Raw genomic sequence first — 17,258 nt, 5'->3', positions numbered from 1 at the left:
AGATCATGGCTTCCGACTCCAAGCCGTCCGTGCCGCTCACTCTGCCCGTGCTGCCGCTTGACGACGAGGTCGTGCTGCCGGGAATGGTGGTGCCGCTCGACCTGTCCGACAACGACGTACGCGCCGCGGTGGAGGCCGCCCAGGCCGCCGCGCGGCCCGGCGCCGGCAAGCCGCGGGTGCTGCTCGTGCCCCGCGTCGACGGGACCTACGCCGGAACCGGCGTGCTGGGCACCGTCGAGCAGGTCGGACGACTGTCCGACGGCGACCCCGGCGCCCTGATCCGCGGCCTCGGCCGCGTGCGCATCGGCGCCGGTACGACCGGACCCGGCGCCGCCCTCTGGGTCGAGGGCAGCACCGTCGAGGAGGCCCTGCCCGAACCGCTGCCCGGTCAGGTCACCGACCTGATCAAGGAGTACAAGGCGCTCGCCACCAGCTGGCTCAAGAAGCGCGGTGCCTGGCAGGTCGTCGACCGCGTCCAGCAGATCGACGGCGTCGGCGCCCTCGCCGACAACTCCGGATACTCGCCCTTCCTCACCGTCGAGCAGAAGGTCGCGCTCCTGGAGACCGCCGACCCGGTCGCCCGCCTCAAGCTCGCCACCGCCCAGCTCCGCGAGCACCTCGCCGAGCAGGACGTCGCCGAGACCATCGCGAAGGACGTCCAGGAGGGTGTCGACAAGCAGCAGCGCGAGTTCCTGCTCCGCCGCCAGCTCGAAGCCGTCCGCAAGGAGCTCCGCGACCTCAACGGCGAGTCCGAGGACGCCGGAGACGAGTCCGACGACTACCGCGCCCGCGTGGAGGCCGCCGACCTGCCCGAGAAGGTCCGCGAGGCCGCCCTCAAGGAGGTCGAGAAGCTGGAGCGGTCCAGCGACCAGTCCCCCGAGGGCTCCTGGATCCGCACCTGGCTGGACACCGTCCTGGAACTCCCGTGGAACGTGCGATCCGATGACGGCGCGGCCGCGTACGACATCCGCGGCGCCCGCGCCGTCCTCGACGCCGAGCACGCGGGCCTGGACGACGTGAAGGAGCGGATCACCGAGTACCTCGCGGTGCGCAAGCGCCGTGCCGAGCGCGGCCTCGGCGTGGTCGGCGGCCGCCGCGGCGGTGCCGTACTCGCCCTCGTCGGCCCGCCCGGCGTCGGCAAGACCTCGCTCGGCGAGTCGGTCGCGCACGCGATGGGCCGCGAGTTCGTCCGGGTCGCCCTCGGCGGCGTCCGTGACGAGGCGGAGATCCGCGGTCACCGCAGGACCTACGTCGGCGCCCTGCCGGGCCGGATCGTGCGGGCCGTCAAGGAGGCCGGGTCCATGAACCCGGTGATCCTGCTCGACGAGATCGACAAGGTCGGCTCCGACTTCCGCGGCGATCCCGCGGCGGCCCTCCTCGAAGTGCTCGACCCGGCGCAGAACCACACCTTCCGCGACCACTACCTGGAGGTCGAACTCGACCTCTCGGACGTCGTCTTCCTGGCCACGGCCAACGTCCTCGAAGCCATCCCGGAGGCCCTGCTCGACCGCATGGAGCTGGTCAGGCTCGACGGCTACACCGAGGACGAGAAGGTCGTCATCGCCCGCGACCACCTGCTGCCCCGACAGCTGGAGCGCGCGGGCCTCGAGCCCGGCGAGGTCGTCCTGGAAGACGCGAGCCTGCGCAGGCTGGCCGGCGAGTACACCCGCGAGGCGGGCGTACGCACCCTGGAGCGGGCGATCTCCCGGCTGCTCCGCAAGATCGCTGCCCAGCACGAACTGGGCGACCGGGAACTGCCGTTCAACGTCGGTCCCGACGACCTGCGCGAGCTCATCGGGCGACCGCACCACGTGCCCGAGTCGGCCCAGGACCCGGCGGAGCGCCGGACCGCCGTGCCGGGTGTCGCCACCGGGCTCGCCGTGACCGGCGCGGGCGGTGACGTCCTCTTCGTCGAGGCGTCCCTGGCCGATCCGGAGACCGGCGCCGCCGGGCTGACCCTCACCGGTCAGCTGGGCGACGTGATGAAGGAGTCGGCGCAGATCGCGCTCTCCTTCCTCCGCTCGCACGGCGCGGAACTGGAACTGCCCGTCACCGGACTGAAGGACCGCGGCGTGCACATCCACTTCCCGGCGGGCGCGGTCCCCAAGGACGGCCCGAGCGCGGGCGTCACCATGACGACCGCCCTCGCCTCCCTGCTCAGCGGACGGCTCGTCCGTACGGACGTGGCCATGACCGGCGAGGTCTCCCTCACCGGCCGGGTCCTCCCGATCGGCGGCGTGAAGCAGAAGCTCCTCGCCGCGCACCGGGCGGGCATCACCACGGTCGTGATCCCCAAGCGGAACGAGGCCGACCTGGACGACGTCCCGGCCGAGGTCCTGGAGAAGCTGGAGGTCCACCCGGTGACGGACGTCCGCCAGGTCCTGGAGATCGCCCTGGCGCCGGCGGCGGTGCCGGTGGGAGTGGCGGCGGCGTAACTCCCGCACGGGCCCGCACGGAGCCCGCACGGAGCCCGTGCGGGGCGCGTGCGGGGCGCGTACGACGTCCGTACGACGGTGAGACGGAGCGGGGTGTCCTCGACGGGCACCCCGCTCCGTCGTGCCCCGCGCGTTCGCGCAGGTGACGCGTGCGTCCACCCACAGGTAAATCGTGACCTGGATGTCAGCCGGGGGTGTCATGCTCGTACGCATGAACGAAGACGCCTTCTGGGCTCTCATCGACGAGTTGAGCCGCCACACCGGAGACCTGGATGAGCGGTCGGAGTGGCTGCGCGCGGAGCTGCTCCGGCGCCCGGCCGCCGAGAGCGTGGAGTTCCAGGTGCGCCTCGAGGACGCCTGCGCTGTCGCGGGCACGCACGCGTTGTGGCGGGCGGCGAACCGGATCGAGAGCGGAGCATGCACCGACGACGGCTTCGACTACTTCACCCTCTGGCTGGTCGGGCAGGGGCGGAAGGTGTACGACTCGGTCGTCGCCGACCCGGACGCGCTGGCCGACGTACCGGAGATCCGGGCCCTGGTGGGCCGGCACCGCGGCGAGTGGGACGACGACGAGTGGCCGGAGTGGGAGTGGCTGGACTACGTCGCGCAGGACGCGTACGACGAGCTGACCGGTCAGGAGGACGACTGCGGCGAGGAGTTCCACGACGCCGTGGACGAACGGGCCGATGAGCTCGCGGACGAGCTTCCGGGTGACATCGAGGGGGAGTGGGAAGAGGGCGGCGAGGCCCGGAGGTCTCGCCCGGAGGGGGTGGCGATCCCCCGGCTCACCGCCCTCTTCCCCCTCGGTACGTCCGGCCCCTAGGTCCCTCGGGACGAGTCCCTGGAGCCGGACGGTCCGGGACGGCTCCCAGGCCTGTCGTCGAACTCCCGTCGTCGCCCGGAGTCGGGCCGGGCGGGGGTTCGACGACAGGGCCTAGGAGGCCGAGGAGTTCCGGCGGCGGCCCAGGAGCAGGCTGCCCGCGCCGAAGACGGCGAGGGCGCCCGCGCCCGCGAGGGCCATGGGCAGCGGCGAGGTGGGGGTCTCGGCCGTCTCGGCGGAGAGGGCCGGGGCCTGCTCGTCGCCGCCGTGGCCCGCGTGGCTCACGGTGGAGAGCGACGCGCCCGCCGCGATCTTCGCCTCGCTCGGAGCCTGGGCCTTCGCCGCGGTCGGCTGGGCGGCCGCACCGCCGAAGGTGACGTCCGAGCAGCTGTAGAAGGCCTCGGGGCTGTCGTTGCGCTGCCACACCTTGTAGACGATGTGGCGGCCGGTGCGGGCGGGGAGGTTGCCCGTGAAGTTGTAGTAGCCGTCGGTGGCCGTGCGGCTGGTGTTGTGGACGGCGACGGGGGTCGCGTCCAGGTCCGACCACTTCAGCGGCTGCGTGGGGTCGAAGCCCTGCTTGGTGATGTAGACGGTCATGGTCCCGGAGTGGGCGGCCGTCACCCGGACCTTGAAGTCGAAGCTGCCCGCCGCGACCGCCGTCGCCGGCCAGTCGGTGCGCGCCCAGTCGAGCGCCCGGTACTTCTCGCGGTTCGCCGAGCAGAGCTTGCCGTCCGGGATGAGGGCCTGGTGCTGCCCGGCGGCGTTGGCGATGTTGACCTCGTTCCAGTCGTAGAGCGGCTGGGTGCCGGAGTCGGCGACGAGGTCCTTGCACACCTGCGACTTGGGGGTCTCGGGGCCCTCCGCGTAACAGGCGGCGACGCGGCTCACGGGGTTGAAGACGGCTCCGTGGGCGCTGGCGGTGGTGGGGGTGAGGGTGACGAGTGCTGCGGCGGCGGACAGGGCGGCGACACCGGCGGCGGTGCGGCGGTTGGACTGCATGCGGGGGCTCTCTCTCGTGCGTGGGGGAGGACGGACGAGCAACGCGCGCTGAGCACACGGAAGTTGAATCCCGGGCGATCGCCGTAGAGCCTCGCATTGGTCCATACCAATAGGCAAGGGGGGAGGCCGGAAAAGCCGGAACGGCCCCCGGGGTGCCGCACACCCGGAGGCCGCCGTACGTGCGGGGACCGTCAGCCGTTGGCGAGCGCCTGCACCCGCGAGAGGTCGCCGTTGAAGTGGTTGTGGTCGCCGACCGTCGGGCCGGAGGAGGTGTACTGCCACATCGTGTAGTACTGCCAGCCGGCCGGGAGTTCGCCCACCGACGCGGCGTACCGCGCGATCCACAGCGGGTTGGTCGCGGCGAAGGCGGAGGAGTTGCCGGTGCACTGCGTCCACCAGCTGGTCGCCGTGTAGATGACGGCGTCCCGGCCGGTCCTGGCCTTGTACCGGTTCACGAAGTCGCGGATCCAGGCCACCATCCCGGCCTGGGTCTTGCCGTAGCAGGTCGCGCCGTACGGGTTCCACTCGATGTCGAGCACGCCCGGCAGGGTCCTGCCGTCCTTCGACCAGCCGCCGCCGTTGTTGACGAAGTAGTCGGCCTGGGCCGCGCCCGTCGTCGTGTCGGGGGTCGCGAAGTGGTACGTGCCCCGGATCATGCCGACGTTGTAAGAGCCGGTGTACTGCTGGTTGAAGTAGGTGTTCTTGTAGTAGGTGCCCTCCGTCGCCTTGACGTAGGCCCACTTGACGCCGCTGGTCCACAGGGTGGACCAGGCGACGTTGCCCTGGTGGCTGGAGACGTCCACGCCTTCGGTCTGGACGGCCTGGGCGGAGACGCCGCCGGGAGCGCTGCCGCGCCCGTCGTGCGCGAGGACGCCCATGCCCATGCTGGCGGAGCCGCGCGGGGGTGTCGGGCCGGAGCCCGGGTCCGGGGCGGCCCCGGCGGACGCGGCGAGGGGGACGAGGAGGGTCAGGGCCGCGAGCGCGGCGCCGGCGAGGGTCGTTCCGGATCTGTGCACACGCATTGCGTGCCTCCGAAAGGATCGGTGGGGGGAGCGATGTCGACGGTCCTGGACACCCGCCGACAGCCATGGTGTGGACATGACAGCGAGCGTCGTGGACGACGCTACGCACGTAGACCCGGCCCATGGAAGGGGTCCCGGATACCGCCGTTGGTCTACGCCTGCGAAATACTGGAAGAGCTGCGGCGATGGCCTCGGCCGAAAGAAACTTTCAGCGGCCGGAAAGCCGTCGGCGGATCGCCGGAGAACGTGTGAGAGGTGCTGACGTGCACGGAAGCGGTACGGGAAGTGAAGGCGGGGTCCCGCCGACCGTCGGCGGCGAACCCCACGCCCCGTCCGGCGGGGTCGACCCGGTGTTCCTCGCGCTCGAACGCGAACTCGCGGTCTTCCTGCGCCGCGCCCGTGCCCAGTCCGGCGAGATGGCCCGCGAGGTCCACCCCGAACTGGAGCCCGCCGCCTACGGCCTGTTCGTGCGGCTCGATGACGCCGGCCCCCAGCGGGCCACCGAACTCGCCGGGTACTTCGGGGTCGGCAAGGCGACCATGAGCCGTCAGCTCCGTGCCCTCGAAGTCCTCGGGCTCGTCGCCCGCGACCCCGACCCCGCCGACGGACGCGCCTCCCTCGTCCGGCTCACCGAGGAGGGCCGGGACCGCTTCCGGCACGTCAGGGACGCGCGGCGCGAGCGGTACGTCCGCAAGCTCGCCGACTGGGACCGCGCCGAAGTCGCCGAACTCGGCCGCCTCCTGAACCACTTCAACATCAGAGCCGAGGGCTGACCGGCCCTGCCGGGCCGCCGAGGCTCACGGGGTCCGTGGCTCCCCCCCGTACCGCCGAGGCTCACGGGGTCCGTGGCTCCCCCCCGTACCGCCGTGGCTCACGGGGTCCGTGGCTCCCCCCCCCCGTACCGCCGTGGCTCACGGGGGGCGTGCCTCCCCCGTACCGCCGCCGCCCGGCCTGCCCCCACGTCCCACCCGTACCACCGTCCCTCAGTCGGCCCCCAGCTCCACCAGGGCCGCCGTCGCGTCGTCGTGCAGTTTCCAGCGGCGCGTCCCGCCGGCCGACGCGTCCGCCGCCTCCAGGGCGCGCACGCGGTGCAGCAGCCCGAGCGTGCCCTCCTTGCGCAGGACGCCGAAGCAGTCCGCCCAGTCGCCCTCGCCGAACAGCTCCACCCAGCGGCTCGCCCCGTCCGTGAGCGCCGCCAGGGCCCGCACCTCGGCGCGCGGGCTCGTCCCCGCCACCGCCCGCCCGGCGACCGCCGGGTCGGCCGCCGCCGTGAAGAAGCCGCCCTCCCGGTTCCGCAGCCGGTCCGTCGCCGCGAGCGACCGCAGGATCTCGTCGGGAACGTGGTCGAGCCGGTCGTCCAGCACGGCCCGTACGGCCCCGTCCGGTGCCTCCAGGAGGAGCACGGAGTCGGAGAGGACGAGGTGTTCGACCGAGGTCTCGTCCCAGCGGACGAGCACGACCGTCGCCTGGGGCGTACGGACGTGAGAAAGGTCACAGGTGTCCCGATGGGCGTCCGCGGTGCGCCGGATTGCGAGCTCCAGGATCCCGGGCAGGGACATGTCCCGGCGGGAAGCGGACAGTTCGGTCAAAGAACCGCCGAGCCGTGCGGTGAACCACGGCACCGTGTGCACACAACCGTCATCACCCGCCGGTGGCGTGACGCCGTCGAGAAGGACGACGGTTCCCCCGCCTCCGGAGGCGGGCAGGGCGGCGGCCACCCAGTCCTCGTTGGGGCGTTCGGGACTGCCGGGGAGGGTGGCGACGTCGCTGCGCATGAGGACCAGTGTGCCCGGAGCGGCCCGTGTTCCCGGTGTACGTCTTCACCGGACCTGCAAACGTGCGGAAATGGCCTGTACCAACCCGGCCGGGGTCCCCGGAGAGCCGGAGTGCCGGGCTCCGGGGAGCTGCGGGCGGGCATCCTGCCAAAGCCCGCGCGGAAGATCCAACCGAGGACCCTTCGGGCCCTCCCCGGCCCGCCCGGAGAAGTTGTTCGCCAACTCATGAGTGTTGTTCACTCGTTCGGGTGGCGGAGCGGCCGATGCGCGCCCCCTTCCCAGAAGCGCTGGAATGGTCGGAAGCCATGCCAGGGGTGGGGGCGCTCCATGTGACCGGCCGTCATCTCTGCTTTGTGGGCGGACGAATCAAGAATGCGAGCACCGGTGCAGATGAAGCGGCCTCGGAGCAAGAACGGCACGCGGAGCCAGACCCCCGGTGCGGTGCCGAACCCGGACGGCGCCGCAGCGCCCACCGGCAGCGTCCCCACCGGTGGCGTCACCGCCGGCAGCGCCCCCAAGGGCAGTGCCCCCACCGGCCGCCCCAAGCGCGTCCGCAACCGGCTCGTCGCCGGCGTCGCCCTCGTCGGCATCACGGTCATCGTCGCCGGAGCACCCGCGATCCTCGCCGCCTCCACCGAGCTCAACGACTCCCAGCGCCTGGTCACCCTCGCCGAACTCGACCGGCAGGCCGTCACCCTGGCCCACTCGCTCGCCGACGAGCGCGACGAGGTCGTCGCCTACATCGCCGCCGGCCGCGACGCCCAGACCGGCGACGCCAAGCACCGGCGCCAGATCACCAGCACCCGCTCCACCCGGGTCGACCGCCAGATCGACGAGATCCGCCCCGCCGCCTCGGCCGAGCTCCGCCGCGACCTCGCCGGCGTCACCTCCGTCCGCCGCTCCGCCCTCACCGGCAAGGGAACGGCCCTGGAGGCCCACCGGGCGTACTCGGAGGTCATCACCAAGCTCCAGGCCCTCGCCGACGAGCTGGCCGACAAGACCCCGGCCCGTGCCTCCGACACCGCGCTCACCGAGGCCACCCGCGCCCCCGCCGCCCTCGGCCGCGCCGTCGAACAGGCCTCCGCCACCCGCGGCCTGCTCCTCGCCGCGCTCTCCGTGTCGCAGCCCGAGCCCACCGGCGAGGTCCACTACGACGCCGAGACCGGCACCTACGTCCCCGACGTCCCCGAGGGCGCCGCCGAGGCCGACCGCGCCCGCGACACCCTCACCGCCGCCGCCCAGCAGGCCCGGGTCCGTGAGCTCGCCGCCCTCGGCGACTTCGACCAGGCCGCGGGCTCCGCCGCCCGCGACGCGATCGCCACGACCGTCGCCGGCCCCGACGTCAAGAGCGCCGAGCGCTCCCTCGCCTCCCTCACCGACCAGCCCCGGCTGACGGAGACCGAGCGCGAGACCGACCCGGCCGGCCTGGAGGCCGCGCTGTCCTCCCGCATCGAGCAGATGCGCGGCGTCGAGTCCCGTCTCGCCGCCGAACGGGTCGAGCACTTCGTCGCCCTCCGGGACGACGACGTCACCGCCCTCGAACTGCGCATCGCCTTCCTCGGCGGCTGTCTGATCGTCGCGATCGGCATCTCCACGTACGTCGCCCGCACCCTCACCCGGCCGCTCGCCGTCCTCCGGCTCGGCGCCGCCCGGCTCGCCGCCGCCCCCGAGCCCGGCGCCGAGGAACTGATCCGCTTCACCGGCCGCAACGACGAGTTCGCGCAGGTCGTCCGCTCCCTCAACACCCTGCACGGCAAGCTCGCCGGCCTCGCCGTCCACACCGAGCGGCTCACCGACGACCGGACCGACCTGGTCGCCGCCAAGGAGGCCCTCGGCGCCGAGCTCGCCGCCCAGCGCGCCGAGCTCCAGGGACAGGTCGCGCTCCTCACCGCCGACCTCGAACGGTTCAGGAGCACCGTCCACCACACCTTCGTCAACCTCTCGCTGCGCAGCCTCGGGCTCGTCGAGCGCCAGCTCGGCGTCATCGAGAAGCTGGAGGAGCGCGAGCAGGACCCGGACCGCCTCGCGACCCTCTTCAAGCTCGACCACATGGCGACCGTCATGCGCCGCCACAGCGAGAACCTCCTCGTCCTCGCCGGGCACGAGCACGTCCACGGCCACGCCGGGCCCGTCCCGCTGGTCGACGTGCTGCGCGCCGCCGTCAGCGAGATCGAGCGGTACGAGCGGGTCACCATCCAGTCCCTGCCGCCGCACGCCCAGGTCGCCGGCTTCGCCGCGGACGACCTGAGCCACCTCATCGCCGAACTCCTGGAGAACGCCACCTCCTTCTCGCCGCCCGACGCCGAGGTCCAGCTCTCCGGCTGGCTCCTGGAGTCCGGCGAGGTGATGCTCTCCGTGCAGGACGCGGGCATCGGCATGACCGCCTCCCGCCTCGCCGAGCTCAACGCACGCCTGGCCGAGGCCGACCCCGCCGCCTTCGACGGCGAGGGCCTCGGCATGCGGGTCATCGCCCTGCTCGCCGCCCGCCACGGCGTCCGCGTCGAGCTGCGCGAACAGCAGCCGGGCGGCACGGCGGCCGTCGTGGTCCTGCCGCAGCCCCTGCTCCCCACCGCCCTGCCGACCACCGTGACGGAGCCCGTACGGGTGGCGGGCGCGGCACCCACGCTCCACCTGCCCGGCTCGGCCGCGGAGGCCAACTCCAACACGCTGCCCTCCCGGAACCGCGACCCCCTGGTCGAGGCGGCGGAGCGGGCGTTCCTGGAGGCCGAGGTGACGGCGGCGAGGGAGCAGCGGGACCAGGACCAGGATCCGGAGCGGGAACCGGCGGACGAGCCTGAGACGCAGGCACCGTCGTACGAGCCTGAGGCGCAGGCCCCGTCGTACGAGCCGGAGCCGCAGGAGCCCTCGTACGAGCCGGAGCCGCAGGCATCCTCGTACGAGCCCGGGCCCCGCCACGACGAGCCCGAGGCCCACGGCGAGCCCGCGCTCACGCACCACGAGCCCATCGCTCCGCACGAGTCCGTCGCCCACGACGACTCCGCGCCCCTCGGCGAGAGCATCTCCGAGACCACGCTCCAGGTCCGGCTGCCCGACCCGCCGCCGGAGCCGGACGCCCATGAGCGCGCCGCGGACGTCACCGCTCCCGCCCGCCACGAGGAGCCCCCGGCTCCGCAGACTCCCGCCGCCCCCGAGCCGGTCACCGACCAGCCGGTTCCCGGGCCGCGTACCCCGCACTCGGAGCGCGTCACCGACAAGGGGCTGCCCAAGCGCACCCCGCAGGTGGTCCGCCCCGCCGGCCCCGCCACCACGACGCCCCGTCCGGGCGGCGTGGACGCGGAGGCCCTGCGCCGCCGCCTCGGCGGCTTCCACCAGGGCGCCAAGGCCGGGCGCCGCGACGTGGAGGCGGAGATGGAGACGGGGCGGATAGATGACGTAAAGACTGCACGTACAGAGGAGATGACGGGGGACACAGTCGAGGAGGCACGCAGTTGACTGCGACGGGAACGTTCGGACTGAGCACGGAAGCCCGCAACCTGCAATGGCTGCTGGGGAATCTGGTCGAGGAGGTGCCCGGGGTCCACTCGGTCGCCGTCGTCTCCTCCGACGGCCTGATGCTGCTCTCGTCCGACCCGGCCGCCCAGCAGAGCACGACGGTCGCCGCCGAAGCCGGCCGTCCCGACGGACCGCGCGGCTCCAGCGCCGACCTGGCCACCATCGTCTCCGGCATCGGCAGCCTGACCATCGGTGCCGCACGCCTCATGGACGGCGGCGGGGTCAAGCAGACCATGGTGGCGATGCAGGAGGGCAGCGTCTTCGTCATGTCGATCAGCGACGGTTCGCTGCTCGGCGTGCACGCCACGCCCGACTGCGACATGAGCGTGGTGGCCTACCACATGGCGCTCTTCGTCGGCCGCGCCGGTCACGTACTCACCCCCGAAGTCCGCAGTGAACTGCGCAAATCGATGGAGAGCACCCAGTGACGTCAGTGTCTTCGGGGTTTCACGCCCACCGGCTGCCCATACGAGGAGACGGGCGCCGCCCCGCGCGCGTCCGCCCGTACTCGCTGACCGGCGGGCGCACCCGCTTCGGCCATGTCCTGCTCGTCGAGACCTTCGTGGCGGCGCTCGAAGCGCCCGCCGTGCGCAAGCTCCTGACGGACGGCGGGCCGGGCGCCCGCGGTCTGATGCCGGAGATGCGGGCCATCGTCGAGATCTGCCGCCGGATGCGGACGGTCGCGGAGATCTCGGCGCTGCTGAAGATGCCGTTGGGGGTCGTCCGGGTGCTTCTCAGCGACCTGGCCGACCAGGGAAAGATCCGTGTGTACGGGACCGGTCACGGCACCGGCCAGCCCGACCGCGCGCTCCTCGAAAGGGTGCTGAGTGGACTCCGTCGTCTCTGACGCCTCCGCCGTCTCCGATGCCGACACCGGATCACCGACGGTGTCGGGCATTCCCGCGCAGCCCCAGGCCCCCGAGGCCGACCTGTTCCGGCGAGATACGACCGCGTCGGCCACCGCCGAGCCGGACGCCGAGGACGGCGCGCAGGACTGGCAGCTCGACCACACCCGCGCCCCGATCGCGACGAAGATCGTCGTCGCGGGCGGCTTCGGCGTCGGCAAGACCACGTTCGTGCGTGCCGTCTCGGAGATCACCCCGCTCCAGACCGAGGCGCTGATGACCCGGGCGAGCGAGGGGACCGACGACCTCACCGCCACGCCGGACAAGCTCACCACCACGGTGGCGATGGACTTCGGCCGGATCACCCTCGACAACGACCTGGTGCTGTACGTCTTCGGCACGCCGGGACAGCAGCGCTTCTGGTTCATGTGGGACGACCTGGTGCGCGGCGCGATCGGCGCGATCGTGCTGGCCGACACGCGGCGGCTCACGGACTGCTTCCCGGCCCTCGACTACTTCGAGAGCTGCGGGCTGCCGTACATCGTGGCCGTCAACCACTTCGAGGGCACCGAGCTGTTCGAGGCGGACGACGTCAGGGAGGCGTTGACCGTGCCCGCCGACGTCCCCGTGGTGATCATGGACGCGCGCAAGCGGTACAGCGTCGTCGAGAGCCTGCTCGCGATGGTCGCGCACGCGCTCGCACACACCCCCGAATAGACCGCTCAGCTCTCCCCGTCACGCCAGGAGCACCACCCATGCGGAAGATACTCATAGTCGGCGCCGGCCAGTCCGGTCTGCAGCTCGCCCTCGGACTCCAGTCGTCGGGGTACGAGGTCACCCTCATGTCGAACCGGACGGCGGACGAGATCCGGTCCGGCCGGGTCATGTCCACCCAGTGCATGTTCCACACCGCGCTCCAGCACGAGCGGGACCTCGGCCTCAACTTCTGGGAGTCCCAGGCGCCGCGCATCGAGGGCCTCGGCGTCTCGGTCGCCGCGCCCGATTCCACCCGGGCGATCGACTGGGTCGGCAGGCTCGACGGGTACGCGCAGTCCGTCGACCAGCGGGTGAAGATGGCCGGCTGGATGGAGACCTTCGCCCAGCGCGGCGGCCAGCTGGTGATACACGGCGCGGCCGTCAGCGACCTGGACTACTTCTCGCGCAGCTACGACCTGGTGCTCGTCGCGGCGGGCAAGGGCGAGCTGGTCTCGATGTTCGGCCGGGACGCGGCCCGTTCGCCGTACAGCGAGCCGCAGCGCGCGCTGGCCGTCGCGTACGTCCACGGCCTCGGCCCGCGCCCGGAGCACCCGGACTTCGACGCGGTGCGGTGCAACGTGGTCCCGGGCGTGGGCGAGCTGTTCGTCATGCCGACGCTGACGACGGGCGGCCGCGCGGACATCCTGTTCTGGGAGGGCGTCCCCGGCGGCCCGCTCGACGCCTTCAAGGGCATCAAGGACCCGGCGGAGCACCTGTCGCTGACCCTGGAACTGATGGAGAAGTTCACGCCCTGGGAGTACGCGCGGGCCACCAAGGTCGAACTGACCGACGCGGGCGGCACCCTCGCCGGCCGGTACGCGCCGACGGTCCGCAACCCGATCGGCCGGCTCCCCGGCGGCGGCCTGGTCCTCGGCGTGGCCGACGTGGTCGTGGCCAACGACCCGATCACCGGCCAGGGCTCGAACTCGGCGTCGAAGTGCGCGGCCGCGTACCTGGCGGCGATCGTCGAGCAGGGCGACGAGCCCTTCGACGAGGAGTGGATGCAGTCGGCCTTCGACCGCTACTGGCAGACGGCCCAGCACGTCACCAAGTGGACGAACGCGATGCTGGCGCCCCCGCCGGAGCACGTCCTGAACCTCCTGGGCGCAGCGGGCGGACTCCAGCCGGTCGCCGACCGCTTCGCGAACGGCTTCAACGACCCGTCGGACTTCGAGAACTTCTTCTTCGACCCGGAGAAGACGTCCGCGTACCTGGCGGAGGTCGCGGGCGGCTGACCCGCGGACGGTCTTCTTCGGCGGCCGGCACCCGGGGCTCCAGGCCCGGGGGAGCCGGCCGTCGGTCGTCGGTCGGAAAACGGATCGATTCGTCCCGCCCCGTGCTCGATCATGTGTCCATGTCTCAGTCGAACACCCTGGCCCGTGTGGACGCCGACCTCGACGCCGGGCGGGTCCCCATGGCGCGCCAGCGGCTGCGCGGGCTCGTCTCGTCGTTTCCGTACGACCTGACGCTGCGGCGCCGGCTTGCCGAGGTGTACCGGCTGTACGGGGACGCGGCCGAGGTGGGGCGCTGGATGTACCTCGAAGAGGACCGGAACGCGGAGGAGACCGCCGCCTTCGAGAAGCGCTACGGGACTCCCGGATGGCGGATGAAGGCCCTCGCCTGGCGCGGACCCGAGGCGCAGGCGGCGACGCGCTTCGCCGAGGAGCAGCTCGTGGCGGTGCGCACCGCCTGCGCCGAGCAGCTCGGGCGGTCCGTCACCTGGGACGACGATCCGGAGTCCTATGTCGGCGATCCCGACGAGGCGAACGCGCCCGAGCCGGGAGGGTGGACGCTCGACGGCGTGATCGCGTGCACCGGCGCCACCGCGGGAGCCGTCGTCATGGTGGGCATCTGGGTGTACGGGCTCGTCTCCCTCTTCTCGTAGCGCCCGGCGGCCTCGGCCCGGCGGACCGCCCACGGCGTCAGCAGACCGGTCAGGGCGAAGAGCGTGCCGACGACGTACCAGCCGGGGCGGCCCCAGCCGATGCACAGCGCGATGAGCAGGCCGGGGCCCACCGCCTCGGAGAGGCCCGCGCCGAGGCCGAAGACACCCAGGTACTGGCCGGTCGCGCGGGGCGGGGCGAGGGCGTACGACACCTCGAAACCGCCGGCGGAGTGCCACAGCTCGCCGATCGTGTGGACCACGACGGCCGCCAGGAGCAGGCCGACCGCCACCGCCGCCGGCGCGCCCGCCGAGAGCGGGACCAGCGCGCAGGAGACGAGGAACGCCGCTCCGGCGCGACGGCAGGCGTGGCCGCCCGCGCGCGGCGAGTCGATGCCCCGGCTCGCCCGCACCTGGAGTCCCACGACGATCACGGTGTTGGCGAGCATCGTGCCCGAGACGAGCCAGTGCGGCGCGTCGGTGGACCCCACAAGCCACAGCGGGATCGCCACGGTCAGCACCTTGAACTGCATCGCCATCACCCCGTCGAGCGCGGTCAGGGCGAGGTACGGCCGGTCCCGCAGCGCGATCCACCGCGGCCCCCGGGCGACGGGCGCGGGCGCCACCGGCGGCAGCAGGAGCAGCACGGCGGCGGAGGCCCCGAACGCCAGCGCATTGCCCAGTACCAGCAGTTGGTACGCGCCGAGCGTGCCCACCTGGACCGCCCAGCCCGCGAGCAGCGCGCCCAGGGAGATGCCCACGTTGGTCACGGCCCGCAGATAGGCCCGGAACTCCTGAGGCCGCTCCCCTCCGTAGTGCCTCACGAGCGGTGCGCGCGCGGCCAGCCCGGCGGCCTTCGCCCCGGTGGCCGTCGAGACCGCGAGTACGAACGGCCAGAAACTGTCCGCGCCCACGAAGGCCCCGGTCGCCACCGCCTGGACGGCCAGCGTGGCCACGTACACGCCCCGCGCCCCGCAGCGGTCCGCGAGATGACCGACCCCGATCCCCACGGCGAGGGAGAGGGTCCCGGCGATGCCGAGCCCCAGTCCCACCGAGGCGGCCGACAGGTGCACGGCCTGGGTGAAGTACAGGACCCCGGCGGTCAGGAAGAGCCCGCTGCCGACGGTGTTCACGAAGTTGGAGACGGCGAGGGTGCGTCGGGGGCCGGTGGAGGGCAGCAGTCCGGGCATGACGGGGCTCCGCGTCCGTTCGGGCAAGGTGCGGCGAGTAAGGACCCGGATAGCTTGTTGCATATTACGTGCAGGAGTAAGGGCGTTGCTCTGGGCGGGAGTCGGCACTCAGCCCCGGTCGTACCCCTCGTCCCCGCCGTCCCTCGCCCCCGCCGGCAGCGCCGGCGGGGTGTACGCGGCCAGGGCCTGCCCGTCCGGATCCGGGCGCACCGCACCCAGCAGCGGGTTCGCCGCGATCGGGGAGACCTTCACCTTCCCGCCGGGCCGCGGCGCCTGCACCACCAGGCCCTCGCCGAGATAGACCGCCACATGGGTCGCGCCGGGGAAGTACACCACCAGGTCCCCGGGGCGGAGCTCCGCCAGGGGCACCCGGGGCAGCGTCGCCCACTGTTCCTGGCTCGTCCTCGGCACCTCCAGGCCCGCCGCCGCCCACGCCTGCTGGGTGAGCCCCGAGCAGTCGTACGTCCCCGGACCCTCCGCCCCCCACTCGTACGGTTTGCCGATCTGGCCCACCGCGAACCGCAGCGCCTCCGCACCCGCCCCCGACGGGGTGCGCCGACCCGCCAGGACGCCCGAGTCGAGCAGCTCGCGCTGCGCACCCGCCGTCTGGACACGCTCCAGCTCGGTGATCCGGGCCAGCTGCTCGGGAGAGAGTCCGGCGAGCAGCTTCTCGACCTCCGTCAGCCGGGCCCGCACCTCGTCGCGCCGGGTGCGCTGCGCGGCGGCGAGGGTCTGCTGCCGGTCGAGCGCCTTGCGGGAGGCGCTCGCCAGGCTGCCGGCCTGCCGCTCGGCCTTCTCGAGCCGCGGCACGGCCGACGCCCGGTCCCGGGAGGCCCGCGCCATCAGATGCCCCTGGTCGAGCGCCGACTGGGGATCCGGCGCGAACAGCAGCCGCACGTACGAGGAGAACTCGGACCCGCCCCGGTACTGGTCCCGGGCGATCCGCCCGGCCGCGGCGCGTCCCTGTGCCAGCGCGGTACGGGCGGCGGTGAGCCGGGCGGTGACCTTCGCGGTGTCGGCGGTCTGGAGTTTCAGTGCCTCCTCGGCGGCGTTGAACCGCTCGGTCGCCTCCTCGGCCTGCCGGTAGAGCGTCCGCATGCGGGTGAGCAGGGCGGAGACCGAGTCGCCGCCGGGGGGAGGGAGGGCGGCGGCGTCGTCGGTGGCGGGGGGTGGGGTGGGAGGGGCGGATGCGCTCGGGTCGGCCGGGGCGGTGGGGTCGGCGGGACCAGTGGGGGCGACGGGGTCGACCGAGGCGTCGGGGGCGGTGGGATCCGGGAGACCGGACGGATCGGACGGATCGGCGGGATTGGCAGGCTCGGCCGGATCGGCCGGGTCCTGACTCTCGGGAGTCGCCGCCGCCGGCGTCGTCGGGGTCGCTGGGATCGTCGCGGTCTCGATCGTCTCCGCCGGGGAGGCCGTGGGTGCCGTGGACGCGTCCGGGTCGACCGGTCCCACCGGTTCCGCAGCCGGATCCGCCCAGGCGATCGGCGCCTCCGCCGGGGGATCGGCGGGTGGCTCCGGAGCGGCGGCGCCCGCCGGGAGGACGCCCGCGAGGGCGGTCGTGGCGGCCAGGGCCCCCGTGCAGACCGTACGCAGCAGTCTTCGCGACACGTCACCACCTCCACGGGGATGATGACGCGTCACTTCATGTGATTACCGTACGGAAAGGGGCGAGTCCGGCGGCCTCACCCGTTCGGCTCAGCGCCGTCCCGGGGAGGGGTCGTGCCGGTGCCCGGCTTCGACCACGGCCACTTCAGCTCGCGACGCTCGCGGCCCTCGGGGGCGTACGCGTAGATCCAGCCGCGCTGGAGGCCCAGCCGCTTCGTGTAGCCCGCGGGTTCACGGCGGTACGTGTGGAGGGTCGGGGGGTTCCCGTCGTGGGCCGGGACCGGGATCTCGTACCACTTCGGCGGGTGGCCGGTCGGGCCGAGCAGGATCGGCAGGACCCGGCCGTCGAGGGGACCGCCACGGAAGGAGGTGTTCTGGCTTCTCACCCCTCCAGTGTCCCCTCCGGCCTCCGA

Annotated in this window: 14 protein-coding genes and 1 pseudogene; 9 read left to right on the top strand and 6 right to left on the bottom strand. The window is 73.1% G+C overall.

The genetic code is table 11. The annotated features are described in order from the left end of the window. Window positions 1-5 precede the first annotated feature (5 nt). Window positions 6-2,435 carry an endopeptidase La gene (gene lon / locus ACZ4XX_RS11890; protein WP_468507778.1) on the top strand — a complete coding sequence of 810 codons (2,430 nt, stop codon included), beginning with the start codon at window positions 6-8 and terminating at the stop codon, window positions 2,433-2,435. A gap of 211 nt (window positions 2,436-2,646) precedes the next feature. Continuing rightward, window positions 2,647-3,258, top strand: coding sequence for a DUF4240 domain-containing protein (locus tag ACZ4XX_RS11885; protein WP_468507777.1), 612 nt, complete (start codon window positions 2,647-2,649; stop codon window positions 3,256-3,258). A gap of 111 nt (window positions 3,259-3,369) precedes the next feature. Here the strand turns inward: ACZ4XX_RS11885 and ACZ4XX_RS11880 are convergent, their stop codons facing one another. Together ACZ4XX_RS11880 and ACZ4XX_RS11875 are read right to left on the bottom strand one after the other, a co-directional pair. Continuing rightward, window positions 3,370-4,254 carry a lytic polysaccharide monooxygenase auxiliary activity family 9 protein gene (locus tag ACZ4XX_RS11880; RefSeq protein ID WP_468507776.1) on the bottom strand — a complete coding sequence of 295 codons (885 nt, stop codon included), beginning with the start codon at window positions 4,252-4,254 and terminating at the stop codon, window positions 3,370-3,372. Window positions 4,255-4,445: 191 nt separating this feature from the next. After that, window positions 4,446-5,276, bottom strand: coding sequence for a lysozyme (locus tag ACZ4XX_RS11875; RefSeq protein WP_468507775.1), 831 nt, complete (start codon window positions 5,274-5,276; stop codon window positions 4,446-4,448). A gap of 263 nt (window positions 5,277-5,539) precedes the next feature. On the opposite strand from ACZ4XX_RS11875, the gene ACZ4XX_RS11870 reads away from it, so the two are divergent. Then, a complete protein-coding gene (locus ACZ4XX_RS11870; RefSeq protein ID WP_468507774.1) occupies window positions 5,540-6,049 on the top strand; it encodes a MarR family winged helix-turn-helix transcriptional regulator in 510 nt (169 codons plus the stop codon). Window positions 6,050-6,259: 210 nt separating this feature from the next. On the opposite strand, the gene ACZ4XX_RS11865 is transcribed toward ACZ4XX_RS11870, so the two are convergent. Then, complete coding sequence (locus tag ACZ4XX_RS11865) at window positions 6,260-7,051, bottom strand: hypothetical protein (protein WP_468507773.1); 792 nt, start codon at window positions 7,049-7,051, stop codon at window positions 6,260-6,262. A gap of 372 nt (window positions 7,052-7,423) precedes the next feature. Here ACZ4XX_RS11865 and ACZ4XX_RS11860 point away from each other — a divergent pair, with 372 nt between their 5' ends. From ACZ4XX_RS11860 to ACZ4XX_RS11835, 6 genes are all read left to right on the top strand, one after another. Continuing rightward, a complete protein-coding gene (locus ACZ4XX_RS11860; protein ID WP_468507772.1) occupies window positions 7,424-10,504 on the top strand; it encodes a sensor histidine kinase in 3,081 nt (1,026 codons plus the stop codon). Beyond that, window positions 10,501-10,992, top strand: a complete 492-nt coding sequence (locus ACZ4XX_RS11855) for a roadblock/LC7 domain-containing protein (protein ID WP_468507771.1) — start codon at window positions 10,501-10,503, stop codon at window positions 10,990-10,992. The genes ACZ4XX_RS11860 and ACZ4XX_RS11855 overlap by 4 nt, the downstream gene beginning before the upstream one ends. Continuing rightward, the gene (locus tag ACZ4XX_RS11850) at window positions 10,989-11,411 is read left to right on the top strand and encodes a DUF742 domain-containing protein (protein WP_468507770.1); all 423 of its coding nucleotides are present in this window, start codon (window positions 10,989-10,991) and stop codon (window positions 11,409-11,411) included. The genes ACZ4XX_RS11855 and ACZ4XX_RS11850 overlap by 4 nt, the downstream gene beginning before the upstream one ends. Further along, the gene (locus ACZ4XX_RS11845) at window positions 11,392-12,126 is read left to right on the top strand and encodes a GTP-binding protein (protein WP_468507769.1); all 735 of its coding nucleotides are present in this window, start codon (window positions 11,392-11,394) and stop codon (window positions 12,124-12,126) included. Before ACZ4XX_RS11850 ends, ACZ4XX_RS11845 begins: the two co-directional genes overlap by 20 nt. A gap of 38 nt (window positions 12,127-12,164) precedes the next feature. Next, entirely contained in the window at window positions 12,165-13,400 is a 1,236-nt protein-coding gene (locus ACZ4XX_RS11840) for a styrene monooxygenase/indole monooxygenase family protein (RefSeq protein ID WP_468507768.1), read from the top strand. A gap of 119 nt (window positions 13,401-13,519) precedes the next feature. After that, window positions 13,520-14,050 carry a DUF6584 family protein gene (locus ACZ4XX_RS11835; RefSeq protein WP_468507767.1) on the top strand — a complete coding sequence of 177 codons (531 nt, stop codon included), beginning with the start codon at window positions 13,520-13,522 and terminating at the stop codon, window positions 14,048-14,050. Between the two features lie 281 nt (window positions 14,051-14,331). Here ACZ4XX_RS11835 and ACZ4XX_RS11830 read toward each other — a convergent pair. From ACZ4XX_RS11830 to ACZ4XX_RS11820, 3 genes and pseudogenes are all read right to left on the bottom strand, one after another. Then, window positions 14,332-15,237, bottom strand: a pseudogene (locus ACZ4XX_RS11830) (MFS transporter); the annotation flags it as partial. A gap of 108 nt (window positions 15,238-15,345) precedes the next feature. Then, complete coding sequence (locus ACZ4XX_RS11825) at window positions 15,346-16,848, bottom strand: C40 family peptidase (RefSeq protein WP_468507766.1); 1,503 nt, start codon at window positions 16,846-16,848, stop codon at window positions 15,346-15,348. A gap of 74 nt (window positions 16,849-16,922) precedes the next feature. Beyond that, window positions 16,923-17,231 carry a hypothetical protein gene (locus tag ACZ4XX_RS11820; protein ID WP_468507765.1) on the bottom strand — a complete coding sequence of 103 codons (309 nt, stop codon included), beginning with the start codon at window positions 17,229-17,231 and terminating at the stop codon, window positions 16,923-16,925. Window positions 17,232-17,258 lie beyond the last annotated feature (27 nt).

Source organism: Streptomyces sp. NPDC029956 (assembly GCF_055574655.1).
Note: the sequence above shows the minus strand (reverse complement) of the source record. Positions and strands in the feature narration are given on the sequence as shown.